The organism is Entomomonas asaccharolytica, assembly GCF_016653615.1.
In the GTDB taxonomy this organism is placed as follows: domain Bacteria; phylum Pseudomonadota; class Gammaproteobacteria; order Pseudomonadales; family Pseudomonadaceae; genus Entomomonas; species Entomomonas asaccharolytica.
This window is the reverse complement of record NZ_CP067393.1, coordinates 2,343,771-2,358,867: the sequence shown is the minus strand read 5'-3', so window position 1 is coordinate 2,358,867 and position 15,097 is coordinate 2,343,771. Positions and strand designations below refer to the sequence as shown.

The following is a 15,097-nucleotide window of genomic DNA, read 5'->3' as shown; positions in this document are numbered from 1 at the left end:
TAGTATATTTGGCTCATAAAAAAGCCTGCGATTAAGCAGGCTTTTGAGTAGATTAACAAATTATTTACGTTTATCTACTGGCACAAAATCGCGCTCTGGGTAGCCTGTATAAAGTTGGCGTGGACGGCTAATTTTATAAGGCTCTGATAACATTTCTTTCCAGTGTGCAATCCAACCTACTGTTCTAGAGATAGCAAAGATCACGGTAAACATACTGGTTGGGATACCAATTGCTTTTAGGATAATGCCAGAATAGAAGTCAACGTTTGGATACAGATTACGCTCTACAAAGTAAGAATCATTACGTGCGATTTCTTCTAATCTCATCGCTAATTCTAGATGAGGATCATTGATTCCAAGTTCTTTTAAAACTTCATCGCAAGCTTTTTTCAACACTTTAGCACGTGGATCGAAGTTTTTATAAACACGATGACCAAAGCCCATTAATTTAAATGGATCGTCTTTATCTTTAGCTTTGGCTAAATATTTTTCAATATTATTAACACTGCCAATTTCTTCTAACATAGTAAGTACTGCTTCGTTTGCACCACCATGGGCAGGCCCCCATAGTGCAGCAATACCCGCTGCGATACAAGCAAACGGATTAGCCCCTGTTGAACCCGCTAAACGAACGGTAGAGGTTGATGCATTTTGTTCGTGGTCAGCGTGGAGGATAAAAATTTTATCCATCGCTTTGGCTAAGATAGGGTTAACTTCTTTTTTCTCACAAGGATTACTAAACATCATATGTAAGAAATTAGCCGCGTAATCTAAGCTATTATCTGGATACATAATGGGTTGTCCCATTGAGTATTTGTATGCCATTGCTGCAATAGTAGGCATTTTAGATACTAAACGGTTAGAGGCTATTTCACGATGAATAGGGTTGTTAATGTCTAAAGAGTCGTGGTAGAAGGCAGAGAAGGCCCCTACAAAACCACACATAACCGCCATTGGGTGAGCATCGCGACGGAAACCATTTAGGAAGCTTTTCATTTGTTCATGAACCATGGTGTGGTTATGAACAATATCTTCATATTGTTTTTTCTGTTGGGCGTTTGGTAACTCGCCATTTAATAATAAGTAACAAACCTCTAAATAGTCAGAGTATTCTGCTAATTGCTCAATGGGGTAGCCTCGATAGAGTAAAATACCTTTATCACCGTCGATATAGGTGATTTTTGACTCACAAGAGGCAGTGGACATAAAGCCTGGGTCATAAGTAAAGTGATGAGTAGAGGCAAGATTTCTTACATCCACCACATTAGCGCCTAAGGTCCCTTGAAGTACTGGTAGTTCTAGGTTTGTACCGTCATCAAAGGTTAGCGTAGCTTTATGATCTGCCATGTTATCTCCTTCTCGTTTAATCTATTTATTAAACAGTTAATTTTTTGATTATTAAAGATTTTTGGTCGGTTTAAGTTAGAATAATTTAGTTAGTATCACATTTTCATTAATTATTTAATTTCCAAAATATTATATTATATTTGTTAAATTTTCATGCTCATAATAGACTAATAAATAATATAACCGTTCAAAAAATAATTAGGGAACAGTTTTTATGACTTCTTATGTTGAAATGATAGAGAAAATCACTCCAGAAATATACCAGAATTTGAAGCAGTCTGTCGAATTAGGTAAATGGCCTAATGGGAAAACATTAACAGCAGAACAAAGAGAGACGTGTTTGCAGGCTATCATAGCGTGGGAGTTGAAAAATCTACCAGAAGATGAGCGTACAGGCTTTATTGGCGGACCTGGCTGCAAATCTCAACAAGAAGCAGATCATCAGCATGCTGAAAAGATAATTATTAAAACCAAGACTACCCATTAATGATTTTGCATCAGGTGCTAGAAGGGCAGTTGCAAAAAATGCAGGTGTCGTTGCCTAATGCTCAAGATTCAGTTGTGCAATATACTTTATGTTTGGGCGAACATAAATTGTTACTGAATAATTACTTAGGTAAACATATAGCCATTAATTTTACGGGTAATATTTTTTGTCAAGCTTGCCATAAAAAAACACCAAAAAGCTATGGGCAAGGTTATTGCTATCCTTGTTTTATTAAATCAGCACAATGCGATATTTGCATTATGAGCCCTGAAAAATGCCATTATGCAGCAGGGACTTGTCGAAACCCTGAGTGGGGTGAGCAGTTTTGTATGACAGATCATATTGTCTATCTAGCTAACTCATCAGGCTTAAAAGTTGGCATTACGCGAGCCAGTCAAATACCTACCCGTTGGATTGATCAAGGCGCCAAACAGGCAGTACCTATTTTTCGTGTGGCTACTCGGCAACAATCGGGCTTTATGGAAGATATTTTAAGAGAGCACGTAGCCGATAAAACCAATTGGCGGCAATTATTAAAAGGTGAGGCAGCAACTTTGGATTTGCTAGCTGAACGTGATCGTATTTTAACCAATAGCCATAAAATGATTGCTAAATTACAGGCTACTTTTGGTATACAGGCAATACAACCAATAGAAAATCAACAGGTTACAGAATTAAACTATCCTGTTCAACAATATCCGACTAAAATACTCAGCCATAATTTGGATAAACAATCGGTTGTACAGGGCAAATTGTTGGGAATTAAAGGCCAATATTTAATGCTGGATACAGGTGTTATAAATATTCGTAAATACACTGCTTATCAAGTTACTGTTTCTGTACAATAGTAAGTTAATTTAAAAATCACAACTATTATTATTCGCTTTACTGTGAAGGAGTTTTTTAATGAGTAACTCAGTAAAAACTGTTTATTTAAAAGATTATCAAGCACCTGATTACTTAATAGATGAAACCCATCTTAAGTTTGAGTTGTTTGAGAGCTTTACAATGGTTCATGCCGAGTTACATATGCGCCTTAACCCTAGTAAAAATACTGAGCAATTACCAGAATTAGTACTTGATGGGCAAGATTTAGAATTGCTTACAGTGGCTATGGATAATGTGGTGTTAAATAGTAATAGTTATACGGTAGATGAGAAAAGCCTCACCTTACAACCAACCAAAGATAAGTTTGTGTTAAAAACAACGGTGCGTATTCATCCTGAAACCAATACCGCTTTAGAAGGTTTGTATAAATCCAATACTATGTTCTGTACCCAGTGTGAGGCTGAAGGTTTTAGAAAAATTACTTATTATTTAGATCGGCCTGATGTAATGAGTAAATTTACTACTACTATTGAGGCAGAGCAGCAACGTTATCCTATTTTACTTTCTAATGGTAATTTAACCGCGCAGGGTGATGAAGATGATCGCCATTGGGCTACATGGCAAGATCCTTTTAAAAAGCCTGCTTATTTGTTTGCTTTAGTAGCAGGTGATTTGTGGTGTGTAGAAGATAAATTTATCACCATGAATGATCGCGAAGTGGATCTACGCATTTATGTAGAGCCTGAAAATATTGGCAAAGTAAGCCATGCTATGACCAGTCTAAAAAATTCGATGCGTTGGGATGAAGAAGTATATGGTCGTGAATATGACCTTGATATCTTTATGATCGTAGCAGTCAGCGATTTTAATATGGGCGCGATGGAGAATAAAGGGCTTAATATTTTTAATACCAGTTGTGTATTAGCGCGCCCAGAAACCGCTACCGATATGGCTCATCAACGGGTCGAAGCTGTGGTGGCACATGAGTATTTTCATAACTGGTCGGGTAATCGAGTAACCTGTAGAGATTGGTTCCAATTGTCTTTAAAAGAAGGTTTTACAGTATTTAGAGACAGTGAATTTACAGCGGATATGAATTCACAAACAGTAAAACGTATAGAAGATGTAGCTTTTTTACGTACCCATCAGTTTGCTGAAGATGCAGGGCCAATGGCACACCCAATACGACCTGATGCTTATATGGAAATTTCTAATTTCTATACGGTCACTATCTATGAAAAAGGGGCAGAAGTAGTACGTATGCTGCATACTTTGTTAGGTAAAGAGGGTTTTAGAAAGGGAACAGATTTATATTTTGAGCGCCATGATGGGCAAGCGGTGACTTGTGATGATTTTGTAAAGGCATTGGCTGATGCTAATGATATAAATTTAAACCAATTTAAACGTTGGTACAGCCAAGCAGGTACACCTAAGTTAGAGGTTACTGAACATTATGATGCGACCACTAAACAATATAGTTTAATCTTTAAACAATGCTGTCCGCCAACCCCTAATCAGGAAGAAAAATTGCCCTTTGTTATCCCTGTAGCAATGGGTTTATTAGATAAGCAAGGTCAACCTTTACCATTACAGTTGGTTGATGACGCAACTACTGCGTTAGAAAAAGTATTGGTGATTACGGAAGCAGAACAAACTTTTACCTTTGAAAATATCAATGAAAAACCAATACCTTCTTTATTAAGAGGTTTTTCTGCTCCTGTACAATTAACCTTCCCTTATAGTAAACAAGATTTATTATTTTTAATGGCACATGATAGCGATGGTTTTAATCGTTGGGATGCTTGTCAACGTTTAGCTATAGAAGCTATCCAACAACAAATAGCAAATTACCAAGCAGGTAATCCTTTAACTTTAGATGAAGGCTTGGAGAAGGCTTATGCTAGCTTGTTGGCAGATGATTCTTTAGATCAGGCGATGGTAGCTGAAATGCTATCACTACCTGCTGAGAACTATTTAGTAGAAATTAGTGATGTGGCAGATCCAGAGGCTATTCATATTGCACGTCAGTTTATTCGTAAGCAATTAGCGGTTAATTTAAAAGGCTTATTTTTAAGCCGCTACCAAGCTAATAGGGATATTTCTAAACAAACCGCATATTCTCCTGCGGCAGAGCATAGCGCTCGTCGTAGTTTGCAAAATATGGCACTCTCTTATTTAATGCTTACAGAGGATAAAGAGGTACTAGCGGCCTGTATAGACCAGTTTAATAACAGCGATAATATGACGGAACAGTTGGCAGCGTTAACAAATTTAGTGAACTCTTGTTTTGAGCAAGAAAAGCAACACGCTTTAAGCGCTTTTTATGAGCAATTTGCTGACGATCCTTTGGTAGTGGATCAATGGTTTGCTGTACAGGCAAATAGTCAAGTGGGTGATAGTTTAGCAAGAGTAAATGAGTTGATGGCGCATAAAGCCTTTACCATTAAAAACCCTAATAAGGTTCGTTCGTTAATTGGCGCTTTTGCTAATAATAACCTTACTGGTTTCCATCAAAAGACAGGAGCAGGCTATAAGTTCTTAGCGGATCAAGTATTGCTGTTGAATAAGATGAACCCACAAATTGCTTCGCGTTTATTAACGCCGCTAACTCGTTGGAGAAAGTATGATGCTGAGCGTCAGCAGTTAATGAAGGCTGAGTTAGAACGTATTATGGCGACGGATAAACTATCCAGTGATGTTTATGAAGTGGTTAGTAAAAGTTTAGCATAGAACTCTAATGGAATAATCGTATGGCTATTGAAGCAGAGATATTGCAGCAAAAACTGGCTAATGTAAAAGAGGTTGCCTGTGTTATAGCGGATATTAATGGTATACCTCGTGGTAAGATGATGAGTCGCGAGGGATTTCTATCAGGTCGTCGCTTACAAATGGCGCGCGGCATATTATTGCAATGTATTATGGGCGGCTATCCACCTACTCATTTTTATGGCGCGGATGATGGGGATGTGGCTGTTTATCCTGATGAGCAACATATTTATTTGTTGCCTTGGTCAGCTATTCCTAAGGCATTGGTTTTAAGTGATGCCCATGAGTTAAATGGTGAGCCATCAAATTTATGTTCTCGGGTATTGTTAAAGCGGATTCTGCAACGTTACAGCCAGTTAAAGCTTGAGCCTGTGGTGGCTACCGAAATAGAATTCTTTTTATTTGATAAAAACGCTGATCCAAAAGAGCCTTTTATACCGCCTGCTGGCTTGGATGGTAGACGTGAAACAGGGGCGGCTGGTTTTACTGTTTCAGCCAATAATAACTTACAACCCTTTTTTCAAGAGCTTTATCAGGCTATGGAGTTGTTTGGTATTCCTCGGGATACTTTTGAACATGAAATGGGAACCAGTCAGTTTGAGCTAAATTTAGTGCATGATAATGCACTACTGATTGCTGACCAGACTTTATTGTTTAAGTTTATGGTAAAAGAGTTGGCGCTAAAACATGGCATGGTAGCTGTGTTTATGGCTAAACCTGTGGAAGGGGTAGCAGGTAGCTCTATGCATATTCATCAAAGTATTGTTAATAAAGAAACGGGTAATAATATTTTTAATGATGAAAAAGGTGAAGCCACACCAGCGTTTTTTAATTATATTGGTGGTTTACAAACCGTATTAGGCGATTTAACCCCATTTTATGCGCCAAATATTAATTCTTTCCAACGCCTTAATAACCCTTATTATTCACCTAATAATGTCTGCTGGTCTTATGATAATCGTGCCGCAGGTTTACGTATTCCTGTAAGCAGTCCAGAGGCTAGACGAATAGAGAATCGTCTAGCGGGAGTTGATGTTAATCCTTATCTTGCCATTGCTGCTACTTTAGCAGCGGGTTTATATGGGTTAGAGAATAACTGTCAGCCTACTGAGCCAAGTAGCGGTGAGATTGTTGTGCCTGATGAGTTAACTGTTCCTAATTCACTGTTTGGCGCATTACAACGTTTAGAAAAAAGCAAATTAGCCAGCGGTTTGTTTAATCAAGAGTTTATAGATGGTTTCGTTGCTACTAAACGCCAAGAGTTACAAAGTTTCTTTGAAGAAATTAGCCCTTGGGAAAGGTTGTATTTAGGTGGCCAGCTTTAAAGGATAAGCGATTAGCCCTATTAGTTTAATAGGGTTACTGGTTATACAAGTTCTTCAGCTCTTAATTCACTTTTTAGGTAAGCATAGTAAATGGGGGCGGCAATCACACCTGCAAGGCCAAAAGCAGCTTCAAAGACTAACATTGCAATTAGTAATTCCCAAGCTCTTGCGCGAATTTGCCCACCAACAATACGGGCATTTAAAAAATATTCAAGCTTATGGATAAGTATAAGGTAGAGCAGTACACAACTAGCTACCCAGAAAGAAACCGACATAGCGACAATAAAGATGACGGTGTTGGAAATAAGGTTACCAATAACAGGCAATAATCCTACAATAAAGGTAAGTAGAATAAGGGTTTTTACCAGTGGTAGATGTTCACCGAAAATATGCGGAACGGTTAGTAAGAAAATAGCGGTAAAGAAGGTATTTAGCATTGATATTTTAATTTGAGCAAACACAATATCATGAAATGCTTGTGCAAAACGACTGACACGGGTAAATAAGGCTTCTGCCAGTGGTCTTAACGTATTAGGTGATGGTGTGGGTTGTAAAGCAATAATAGCACCTAGCACCATACCAATAAGTACCGTTACAAATAAGTGTGCAGCACCTTTGCCAAAGTTTCTTAGTTCGGCTAGATGGCCCATAATAAATTGGCTGAGGTGGTTTTTAATGTCTTCAGCGGTAGCAGGCAGGTATCGATCAATGCTTTCAGGTAATTGATTCCGTGCCTTTTCAATAATCATTAATAGCTTTTTCAGTAGCTGTTCTGGGTGATTAGCTTCATGCATTAAAAAGGAGAAGGCACTGGTAAAGGCGATGGTAAGGGCTGTAATAACAATAATCGTTAATATACCCACAGCAAGAAGGCGCGCTACTCTACCTGCGATACGTTGTTGCAGTACTTTAGTGATAGAGTCAATAATCTCATAAATTAGCAAGCCTGCAATTAAGCAGGGTAGCAGTTTTAAAGGTAACAAAAGAATAAGGCTGATAGCGACAATCAGAACACTGGCTAAATTAATAGGCCATGAGCGGGCATTATTCATGAAACGTTATTTGCCTTTCAGTTAATTGAGAATGTGCAATATATTGCCATTATTTAAAGGGTAAAATCAAAATAACTAATCATTATATGGTTAGTTATTTTGTTTCTTAAGATTTTATACCTTGTTTTTAGGTAATATTGTTAAAATGAAAAACTACACTTATAAAAATCATAATTTATTGAGAGTATCCCTATGAAATTAGAAACATTGGCTATTCATGCAGGTTATAGCCCTGAACCTACTACTCATTCAGTGGCAGTACCTATCTATCAAACCAGTTCGTATGCTTTTGATGATACTCAACATGGTGCAGATTTATTTAATTTAGCAGTGCCTGGCAATATTTATACGCGTATTACTAACCCTACCAATGCTGTTTTAGAACAACGTATTGCCGCTTTGGAAGGGGGAATTGGAGGGTTGGCATTAGCCTCTGGCATGGCTGCTATTACCTATGCTATTCAGACAATTACCGAGGCAGGTGACAATATTGTTTCTGTGGCTAAGCTGTATGGCGGTACTTATAATTTGTTAGCCCATACTTTACCACGCTTTGGTATAACAACACGCTTTGCTCAACATGATGATTTAGTGGGATTGGAAAAATTAATTGATGATCGTACTAAGTTAATTTTTTGCGAAAGTATTGGTAATCCAGCAGGTAATATTGTTGATATTGAGGCATTAGCGGAGATTGCTCACCGTCATGGTATCCCCTTAGTGGTTGATAATACGGTTGCAAGCCCTGCACTTTGCCGTCCATTTGAATACGGTGCGGATATTGTTGTCCATTCTTTAACAAAATATATCGCAGGGCATGGTACTTCATTGGGTGGCATGGTGGTTGATTCGGGTAAATTCCCTTGGCTTAAGTATGCAGACTGTTTCCCTATGTTGGTTAATCCTGATCCTTCTTATCATGGAGTAAGTTATACCGAAACCTTTGCTGAGGCTGCTTATATTGCTCGTTGCCGTGTTATTCCATTACGCAATATGGGGGCGGTATTATCTCCATTTAATGCTTTTCAAATTTTACAAGGGGCGGAAACCCTTGCATTACGCATGGAACGTCATTGTGAGAATGCAGTGAAGGTAGCGCATTACCTAGCGCAACATCCGCAAGTGAGCTGGGTTAAATACGCAGGTTTGCCAAATCATCCAGAGCATAATTTAGCGCAAAAGTATATGAAAGGCACGCCTGCTGCAATCATGTCGTTTGGTATTAAAGGTGGCGTTGAGGCAGGGGCTAAATTTATTGATGCGTTAAAACTGGTGGTGCGTTTAGTGAATATTGGGGACGCTAAGTCATTAGCTTGTCATCCTGCCTCTACTACTCATCGTCAATTAAATGCAGAGGAATTGGAGAAAGCAGGCGTTAGTCAAGATATGATCCGTTTATCAATAGGTATTGAGCATATTGATGATATTTTAGCCGATCTTGAACAAGCATTAGCAGCAACTCAATGATTTTTATAAGAAAGGTAAATAATTTTTATTTACCTTTCGTAGTATTAAATAGCTTGTTAGCCTTTAGTTGTAGAGTTATTTAGGTTGGTTGTGTAAAGAATTTAGTAACAAATACCTTAATTTAAAATTTCCCAACATAAATTCTTTCCGTATAATACGACTTTTTGTTATGTATTTAACTTAATCTTATTGGATATTCATTTAATTCCACGGTTTGTTTTTAGGGTTTGGGTAGATGAAGAAATTAATAATTTTGTTAATTTGTGTTTTTTGGATGACGGGATGTGTTAATCGACAGAGTGAGAATCAATCACTTGTCGCTTCTCCTCCGCCTTCCTCACCTTTCGATTTGTCTCTTAATAGAGAACTGCATTATCAACAAAAAGATACCATTGACACTTCCTTATTTGGGCTTAAACAAGCATTTGTAGCACAAGAAGGGGATTTCAATCGTACTCAAAAGCCAAGTAATTCTCCTGCCATTAATGGCATTATTTCTCGCGGTGTTTCTTTATTGGGTACTCCTTACCGTTATGGTGGTCAATCAGTAAAAACAGGTTTTGATTGCAGTGGCCTTGTAGGTTACTTGTATCAAAAAGAAGCGGGTGTTGATTTACCAAGATCTACAAGCCAATTGATTAAAGTAGATGCGCCAAGAGTGGCAAAAACCAAATTAAAACCAGGCGATGTTCTGTTTTTTGCTACAGGACGTGGTCGCCAAGTTAGCCACACAGGTATTTATATTGGTAACGATAACTTTATTCACTCTGCTAACGAGCGCAAAGGTGTTCGTATTGACAGTTTAAATAACAATTATTGGAACGTTAGTTTTGTTGAAGCTAAACGAATTCTAAACTAATAGTGATTTTTTACTGTGAAAATGTTGAAACACATGTTTATAATAATAACAATTTTTTAAGGGTTTTGAATTAAGTAGTATTAGTTTGTATTGCAAGTGTCATTAAAGCATGAGTTATCTAGGTGGAGGTTATATGTTGAGGATGCTTCTTATTCTAGGGATTCTACTGGGAATTTCAGCTTGTTCTACGAATGAACAGACTACACGAACTGCTCCTATTGTTACGGCTAAATTTCCAGCCAGCGCTGACGAGGTTTCTATTAGCGCAATGAGTCTTATAGGTACACCTTATATTTGGGGCGGCAATACACCTGAGTCAGGTTTTGATTGCAGTGGTCTAATCGTCTATGTTTACAATAACTCTGGCATAAAATTACCACGTACTACTAAAGCAATGAGCAGTATGGCGACACCTACCGTAAAACGTAATTCATTAAAAACAGGTGATTTGGTGTTTTTTGCTACCAATGGTGGCTATAGTGTAAGCCATGCAGGAATTTATGTGGGTGATGGTCGTTTTGTACATGCTCCTAGTTCTGGTGGAGTGGTACGTCTTAATAATTTAAATGAAAGTTATTGGAATAAAACCTTTGTATTAGGTAAAAGAATTATTCAAAAGTGACATAATAGAATAGTCATTTAATAATACTGAGCATCATAGTGTTAGCAATGGGCACAGGTTAAGAGGAGTCTAATAGATGTTGCGTATCGGCTATGCCCTGTTGTTGATGCTCTTTTTAGTAGGTTGTTCTACTGTCCGCAATTATGATAGAGAATTAACGATTATTAGCCAGCAAATTAATGTGGGCGATGTTGACGCTGCCTTAACTATCTTAGAGAGTAATAATAAGAAAGAGCAGAAAGATTTACTCTATTATTTTGAAAAAGGTGAATTGCTTAGGCTGAAAGGTGATTTGCAAGCTAGCCAAGCAGCATGGATGTCTGCTAATCAGCAAGTGCAAGCATGGGAAGACTCTGTAAAAGTAGATCCAGCAAGATATGTTAATAATTTTATGGCCTTTTTGTTAAATGACAAAATCAGACGTTATGATGGTTATGATTATGAAAAGGTGATGTTAACCACCCAGATGGCTCTTAATTATTTAGCTATGGGTGATTGGTCTTCTGCTCGTGTGGCTATTAGACAAACCCATGAACGGGAAGCGGTTATTGCTAAGGTGCATGATCTACTCTACTATAAACAAGAACAAATAGCGCAAGAAAAAGGCATTAATACCCAGTTTCAAGATTTAAATGGTTATCCTGTGGCTACTTTAAATACGCCCAGTGTTGTCAATTTAAAAAATAGCTATCAGAGCGCATTTAGTCATTATTTAGCAGGTTATATTTATGAGGCGCTAGGGGATAGAGATTTAGCTGCACCGGGCTATCGTAATGCGATTGAGTTAAGGCCAGATGCGCCTGTGTTAAAAGAGGCGTTAAAAAATCTTACAAGTAATATTAATCGGCCTGCTAATCAAAGTGATGTGTTGATTATTATGCAGTCTGGTCTGGCACCCAAGCGGGATTCATTGAGTATATCCATCCCTATTCCAACCAATAGTGGAATTATTCAAATATCTGTTTCATTACCTGTGATTAATGATGTGGGCTATGGCTCGAAATTTAATGCAATTACAGTGAATGGTCGAAACTATCCGTTAACAGAAGTAACCAGTGTGGATGCGATGTCTCGTCGTGCATTGCGCGATGATTTACCTATGATTTTAATAAGAACGGTTACCCGTGCTGCAACCCGTGCTGTTGCCCAACAACAGTTAAATAAAGAAGTTAGCCCTTGGGCAGGCTTGGCTTTTGGGCTAGCAGGTGCGCTTTTAGAGCAAGCGGATTTAAGAACATGGCGTACGTTGCCAGAGAGTATGCAAATAGCGCGTTTAACACTACCAAAAGGAAAGCAAACCATAAACTTACCTAATGGTACACAGTTTGATGTAATGATTAGTAATAATTATCAGGTGGTTCAGTTGGTACAAATAGGAAATAAAATTTATATACCTTAATCATCTTGAGCTATACTGATAATAAGTGGTTATTTAATTTGAGGGAAGATAGATATGCGTCTACATTTAAAATTAATCGGTGCATTAGTGATGGCAATGCTTATGTTAGCAGGCTGTTCGAATAAGCATCCTAATGTGGTTGAAATGGGTAAGGTTAAGCATATTGAGGTCATTGAAGCGCAAAAATCTAGACAGAATGGGTTTTTGGTGATTAAAGTGGCTGTGGAAAATACGTCTCGTTATAATCAAAATATTAATTACCGTTTCCAATGGTTAGATGATCAAGGTTACCCTGTAGGTAATGAAGAAACGTGGAAAAGTAAGTTAATCTACGGTAAGCAAAGTACTTATATCAATAGTATTGCACCTGTTATGCAGGCAGTAGATTTCCGTATCGAACTTCAAGAGCCTTAATGATTAGTAGCTTATTTAAGAGGATGTTAGTATGTTAAAAACGCGTGGACTTTCTTTATTAGCAGCAGCTGCCATAGTGCTTGCAGGTTGTGCTGATAATTCTCCGATGGTGAGAAGTGAAAAAGATGTTAGTTATGGTGATCCAAAAGCGGTAGAAGTTGCTACTATTGATTTTGGTTCTACAGATTTACAAATGATTGCAGAAGAGATGTCACGTTCTTTAGCACAATCAGGTGTGTTACGTGGCCGTCCTGTTATTCAAGTGTATGATGTACAAAATAAAACAGCAGAATATATCGATACTCGTAGTGTGACTGATTCTATTAAAAATCAGTTAATGAAATCAGGTGTAGCGCGTTTTGCAAGTGATAATACGAGAATGCAAAGCCAAGTAGATCAGCTTAAACTGCAAAATGACAGTGGTTTATATAAAGAATCTACCGTAGCTAAAACAGGTAATATGATTGCTGCTAAATACCGCTTAGAAGGTACTTTAACTTCAATTAATAAGAAAACTAAAAATATAAAAGATGTTTATTACAAATTTACTTTAGAGCTATTTGATGTAGAAAGTGGTTTGTCTGAGTGGATGGATGAAAAAGAAATCCGCAAAACCCAAAATCGATAAGTAGGTGATTATGCGTATATTAACTGGATTACTAGTAGCTACTTTATCTCTTGGTGCTTTTGCTCAAGAAGTTAAACCTAAGGTAGCTGTCACAGATTTAGCCTATGAAGAGCAGGTCAAGGACTATATTCGCGTAGTTGACTCTACTCACAATGCTAATACTCATTCAGCGGGTAGTTACTCTAATAACACAACATCTGATTATCGTAATGTTGAAGGTACATATACCTATGTTAATCAGACAGAGTTACGTAAGTTTGTAGGTGATATTAAGGGTGATCTTAAGAAATCAGGTTTAGTTGATTTAATTCAAGGTCGTCCTTATTCTGGTGATCCTGATTTTGATAACATTAATGACATCATTGCACGTATCGATCAGGGTGATTTTAATGGTGCAGATTATGTGTTATTCGGTCGCGTGTCAGATATTCAGTTTTCTGATAATGTGATGAATATCCAGCATACCAATACTTATTCTAAGTCACTTAATCTTACGGTAGTGGCTGAGTTTAATTTAATTAATACGCAAACCCATGAGATTAAGGCAGCCTTTACTGCTATGGGTGAGGCTAAAGAATTAAAACTAGTCAATAGTTTAGACAAAAAGGTAACCTTGGATCGTGCTAAGTTAGTGAGTAAAGTATCTAAAGCTTTAGGTAAGGATGTCACTAATCAGGTGGTTGAACAATTAACAGGTAAATTACCTGATGATGGCTATAATCCACCAGTTCGTCATAATGTACCTGCGGATGAACCACCTACGGTGATTAGACGTAAGTAATTGCTGGCAGTTAATAAAAAGGGGTATTGATTACCCCTTTTTTATGTTAGTGCTTTATTTCTTCTTCAGGGTTAACTTGATAAGGAATACTTAGCAGTTTTAATAAATTGGTTTGATTATCTTGTAGCCATAGTTCATTGGTTATGGCTTCATCTTGTGTGACAGCTAATAGCTCTATTTTTTGATCTTCTGTATGGGCAGCTAATACCACACGACCAACGCTGGTTTGGTGAACTGTGGAGAATAAATCAGTACCAATGCTTGGTAAATCTTGTTGATCTAATGCAAAACGATACAGATGACGTTTTAATTTACCAAGGTATTGCATACGCGCAACAATTTCTTGGCCTAGATAACAGCCTTTCTTAAAACTGACGCCTCCTACTGATTGTAGGTTGATCATTTGTGGTACAAATTCTTCGCTATTTTCTATAAATACTTGTCCGATTCCTGCTCTAATTTGCCCTAATAACCAATCATTCAGTGGTTTTTCTGTTAGCTGTTGAGTTAGTAAAGGTTTAATGGTGGCTCGCTGTGCAGGGGTAACCCATAATTCATAACGTTGTTCGCTAATATTTATGAGGAAATATTGTTGGCTTGGGTGTTGTACAACTTGATTAGCTTGTTGGGGTATGGCTAATTCTAAAAAAGATAATTGTTCTGGAGTAGCCTGTAAGCCAAAACGAAGCCATTGTTGATCTGCTTTTTCTAAGGTAACTTTTGAAAATACAGCATACTTTTTAAAATCAGCTAATTGCTTTTCAAATAAGTTTTTATCTAAGCTGAGCAAGTAGTTATTAGTTGATTGTTCAATAAGCCTAAAACTAGAGACCATTCGCCCTTTGGGGGTACAACTGGCACCTAAACTTGATTGTTCAGTGCTAAGGTAGTTTAGATTGCAAGTAATTTGTCCTTGTAGAAATTTTTTGCTATCTATGCCTTGTATAGCGATAATACTTTCATGGTTTAAGAGACAGAAAAAAGGCGTTGTCATAAAAACTTATCCATTTAGAAAAGCTGAGGGATATTAAAAGGTTCGGTTGCGTACTTGTGTTAAATTATAGCATTGTTTTTAGAATTAACAGTCTGTTGTTAGACTTAATATAAGTATAAGCCGATTAG

14 protein-coding genes are annotated in these 15,097 nt (G+C 37.5%); 11 read left to right on the top strand and 3 right to left on the bottom strand.

The features are described 5' to 3' along the window. Positions 1–60: 60 nt before the first annotated feature. Positions 61–1,347, bottom strand: a complete 1,287-nt coding sequence (locus JHT90_RS10925; RefSeq protein ID WP_201090885.1) for a citrate synthase — start codon at positions 1,345–1,347, stop codon at positions 61–63. 214 nt (positions 1,348–1,561) lie between these two features. On the opposite strand from JHT90_RS10925, the gene JHT90_RS10920 reads away from it, so the two are divergent. From JHT90_RS10920 to JHT90_RS10905, 4 genes are read left to right on the top strand one after another with little or no spacing between them, the layout of a single operon-like run. Next, positions 1,562–1,834, top strand: a complete 273-nt coding sequence (locus JHT90_RS10920) for a YeaC family protein (protein WP_201090880.1) — start codon at positions 1,562–1,564, stop codon at positions 1,832–1,834. A 5-nt stretch (positions 1,835–1,839) separates the two neighbouring features. Then, complete coding sequence (locus tag JHT90_RS10915; RefSeq protein WP_201095848.1) at positions 1,840–2,682, top strand: DUF2797 domain-containing protein; 843 nt, start codon at positions 1,840–1,842, stop codon at positions 2,680–2,682. 58 nt (positions 2,683–2,740) lie between these two features. Continuing rightward, entirely contained in the window at positions 2,741–5,392 is a 2,652-nt protein-coding gene (pepN, locus tag JHT90_RS10910) for an aminopeptidase N (protein WP_201090878.1), read from the top strand. A 20-nt stretch (positions 5,393–5,412) separates the two neighbouring features. Beyond that, positions 5,413–6,753, top strand: a complete 1,341-nt coding sequence (locus JHT90_RS10905) for a glutamine synthetase family protein (RefSeq protein ID WP_201090876.1) — start codon at positions 5,413–5,415, stop codon at positions 6,751–6,753. A gap of 41 nt (positions 6,754–6,794) precedes the next feature. Here the strand turns inward: JHT90_RS10905 and JHT90_RS10900 are convergent, their stop codons facing one another. Beyond that, positions 6,795–7,805, bottom strand: a complete 1,011-nt coding sequence (locus JHT90_RS10900) for an AI-2E family transporter (protein ID WP_201090874.1) — start codon at positions 7,803–7,805, stop codon at positions 6,795–6,797. Between the two features lie 192 nt (positions 7,806–7,997). Here JHT90_RS10900 and JHT90_RS10895 point away from each other — a divergent pair, with 192 nt between their 5' ends. From JHT90_RS10895 to JHT90_RS10865, 7 genes are all read left to right on the top strand, one after another. Further along, positions 7,998–9,272, top strand: coding sequence for a bifunctional O-acetylhomoserine aminocarboxypropyltransferase/cysteine synthase (locus JHT90_RS10895; RefSeq protein WP_201090866.1), 1,275 nt, complete (start codon positions 7,998–8,000; stop codon positions 9,270–9,272). Positions 9,273–9,507: 235 nt separating this feature from the next. Further along, positions 9,508–10,131 carry a C40 family peptidase gene (locus JHT90_RS10890; RefSeq protein ID WP_236253922.1) on the top strand — a complete coding sequence of 208 codons (624 nt, stop codon included), beginning with the start codon at positions 9,508–9,510 and terminating at the stop codon, positions 10,129–10,131. 133 nt (positions 10,132–10,264) lie between these two features. Beyond that, positions 10,265–10,753: a C40 family peptidase gene (locus tag JHT90_RS10885; protein WP_201090864.1), complete on the top strand. Its 489-nt coding sequence runs from the start codon at positions 10,265–10,267 to the stop codon at positions 10,751–10,753. A gap of 76 nt (positions 10,754–10,829) precedes the next feature. Then, positions 10,830–12,152 (top strand): COG3014 family protein, encoded by a 1,323-nt coding sequence (locus JHT90_RS10880; protein WP_201090862.1) that lies wholly within the window; start codon positions 10,830–10,832, stop codon positions 12,150–12,152. 54 nt (positions 12,153–12,206) lie between these two features. Next, positions 12,207–12,566 (top strand): YcfL family protein, encoded by a 360-nt coding sequence (locus JHT90_RS10875; RefSeq protein ID WP_201090861.1) that lies wholly within the window; start codon positions 12,207–12,209, stop codon positions 12,564–12,566. Positions 12,567–12,597: 31 nt separating this feature from the next. Then, the gene (lpoB, locus tag JHT90_RS10870; RefSeq protein WP_201090860.1) at positions 12,598–13,194 is read left to right on the top strand and encodes a penicillin-binding protein activator LpoB; all 597 of its coding nucleotides are present in this window, start codon (positions 12,598–12,600) and stop codon (positions 13,192–13,194) included. 10 nt (positions 13,195–13,204) lie between these two features. Beyond that, positions 13,205–13,975 (top strand): penicillin-binding protein activator LpoB, encoded by a 771-nt coding sequence (locus tag JHT90_RS10865; protein ID WP_236253920.1) that lies wholly within the window; start codon positions 13,205–13,207, stop codon positions 13,973–13,975. A gap of 46 nt (positions 13,976–14,021) precedes the next feature. Here the strand turns inward: JHT90_RS10865 and ygfZ are convergent, their stop codons facing one another. Continuing rightward, complete coding sequence (gene ygfZ, locus JHT90_RS10860; RefSeq protein WP_201090858.1) at positions 14,022–14,969, bottom strand: CAF17-like 4Fe-4S cluster assembly/insertion protein YgfZ; 948 nt, start codon at positions 14,967–14,969, stop codon at positions 14,022–14,024. Positions 14,970–15,097 lie beyond the last annotated feature (128 nt).

Bases quoted from the DNA above. Each gene is read 5' to 3' on its own strand.
- JHT90_RS10925 (WP_201090885.1), bottom strand. From the start codon at position 1,347: ATGGCAGATCATAAAGCTACGCTAACCTTTGATGACGGTACAAACCTA.
- JHT90_RS10905 (WP_201090876.1), top strand. From the start codon at position 5,413: ATGGCTATTGAAGCAGAGATATTGCAGCAAAAACTGGCTAATGTAAAA.
- JHT90_RS10885 (WP_201090864.1), top strand. From the start codon at position 10,265: ATGTTGAGGATGCTTCTTATTCTAGGGATTCTACTGGGAATTTCAGCT.
- JHT90_RS10920 (WP_201090880.1), top strand. From the start codon at position 1,562: ATGACTTCTTATGTTGAAATGATAGAGAAAATCACTCCAGAAATATAC.
- JHT90_RS10875 (WP_201090861.1), top strand. From the start codon at position 12,207: ATGCGTCTACATTTAAAATTAATCGGTGCATTAGTGATGGCAATGCTT.
- ygfZ (WP_201090858.1), bottom strand. From the start codon at position 14,969: ATGACAACGCCTTTTTTCTGTCTCTTAAACCATGAAAGTATTATCGCT.
- JHT90_RS10865 (WP_236253920.1), top strand. From the start codon at position 13,205: ATGCGTATATTAACTGGATTACTAGTAGCTACTTTATCTCTTGGTGCT.
- pepN (WP_201090878.1), top strand. From the start codon at position 2,741: ATGAGTAACTCAGTAAAAACTGTTTATTTAAAAGATTATCAAGCACCT.
- lpoB (WP_201090860.1), top strand. From the start codon at position 12,598: ATGTTAAAAACGCGTGGACTTTCTTTATTAGCAGCAGCTGCCATAGTG.
- JHT90_RS10900 (WP_201090874.1), bottom strand. From the start codon at position 7,805: ATGAATAATGCCCGCTCATGGCCTATTAATTTAGCCAGTGTTCTGATT.
- JHT90_RS10880 (WP_201090862.1), top strand. From the start codon at position 10,830: ATGTTGCGTATCGGCTATGCCCTGTTGTTGATGCTCTTTTTAGTAGGT.
- JHT90_RS10895 (WP_201090866.1), top strand. From the start codon at position 7,998: ATGAAATTAGAAACATTGGCTATTCATGCAGGTTATAGCCCTGAACCT.
- JHT90_RS10890 (WP_236253922.1), top strand. From the start codon at position 9,508: ATGAAGAAATTAATAATTTTGTTAATTTGTGTTTTTTGGATGACGGGA.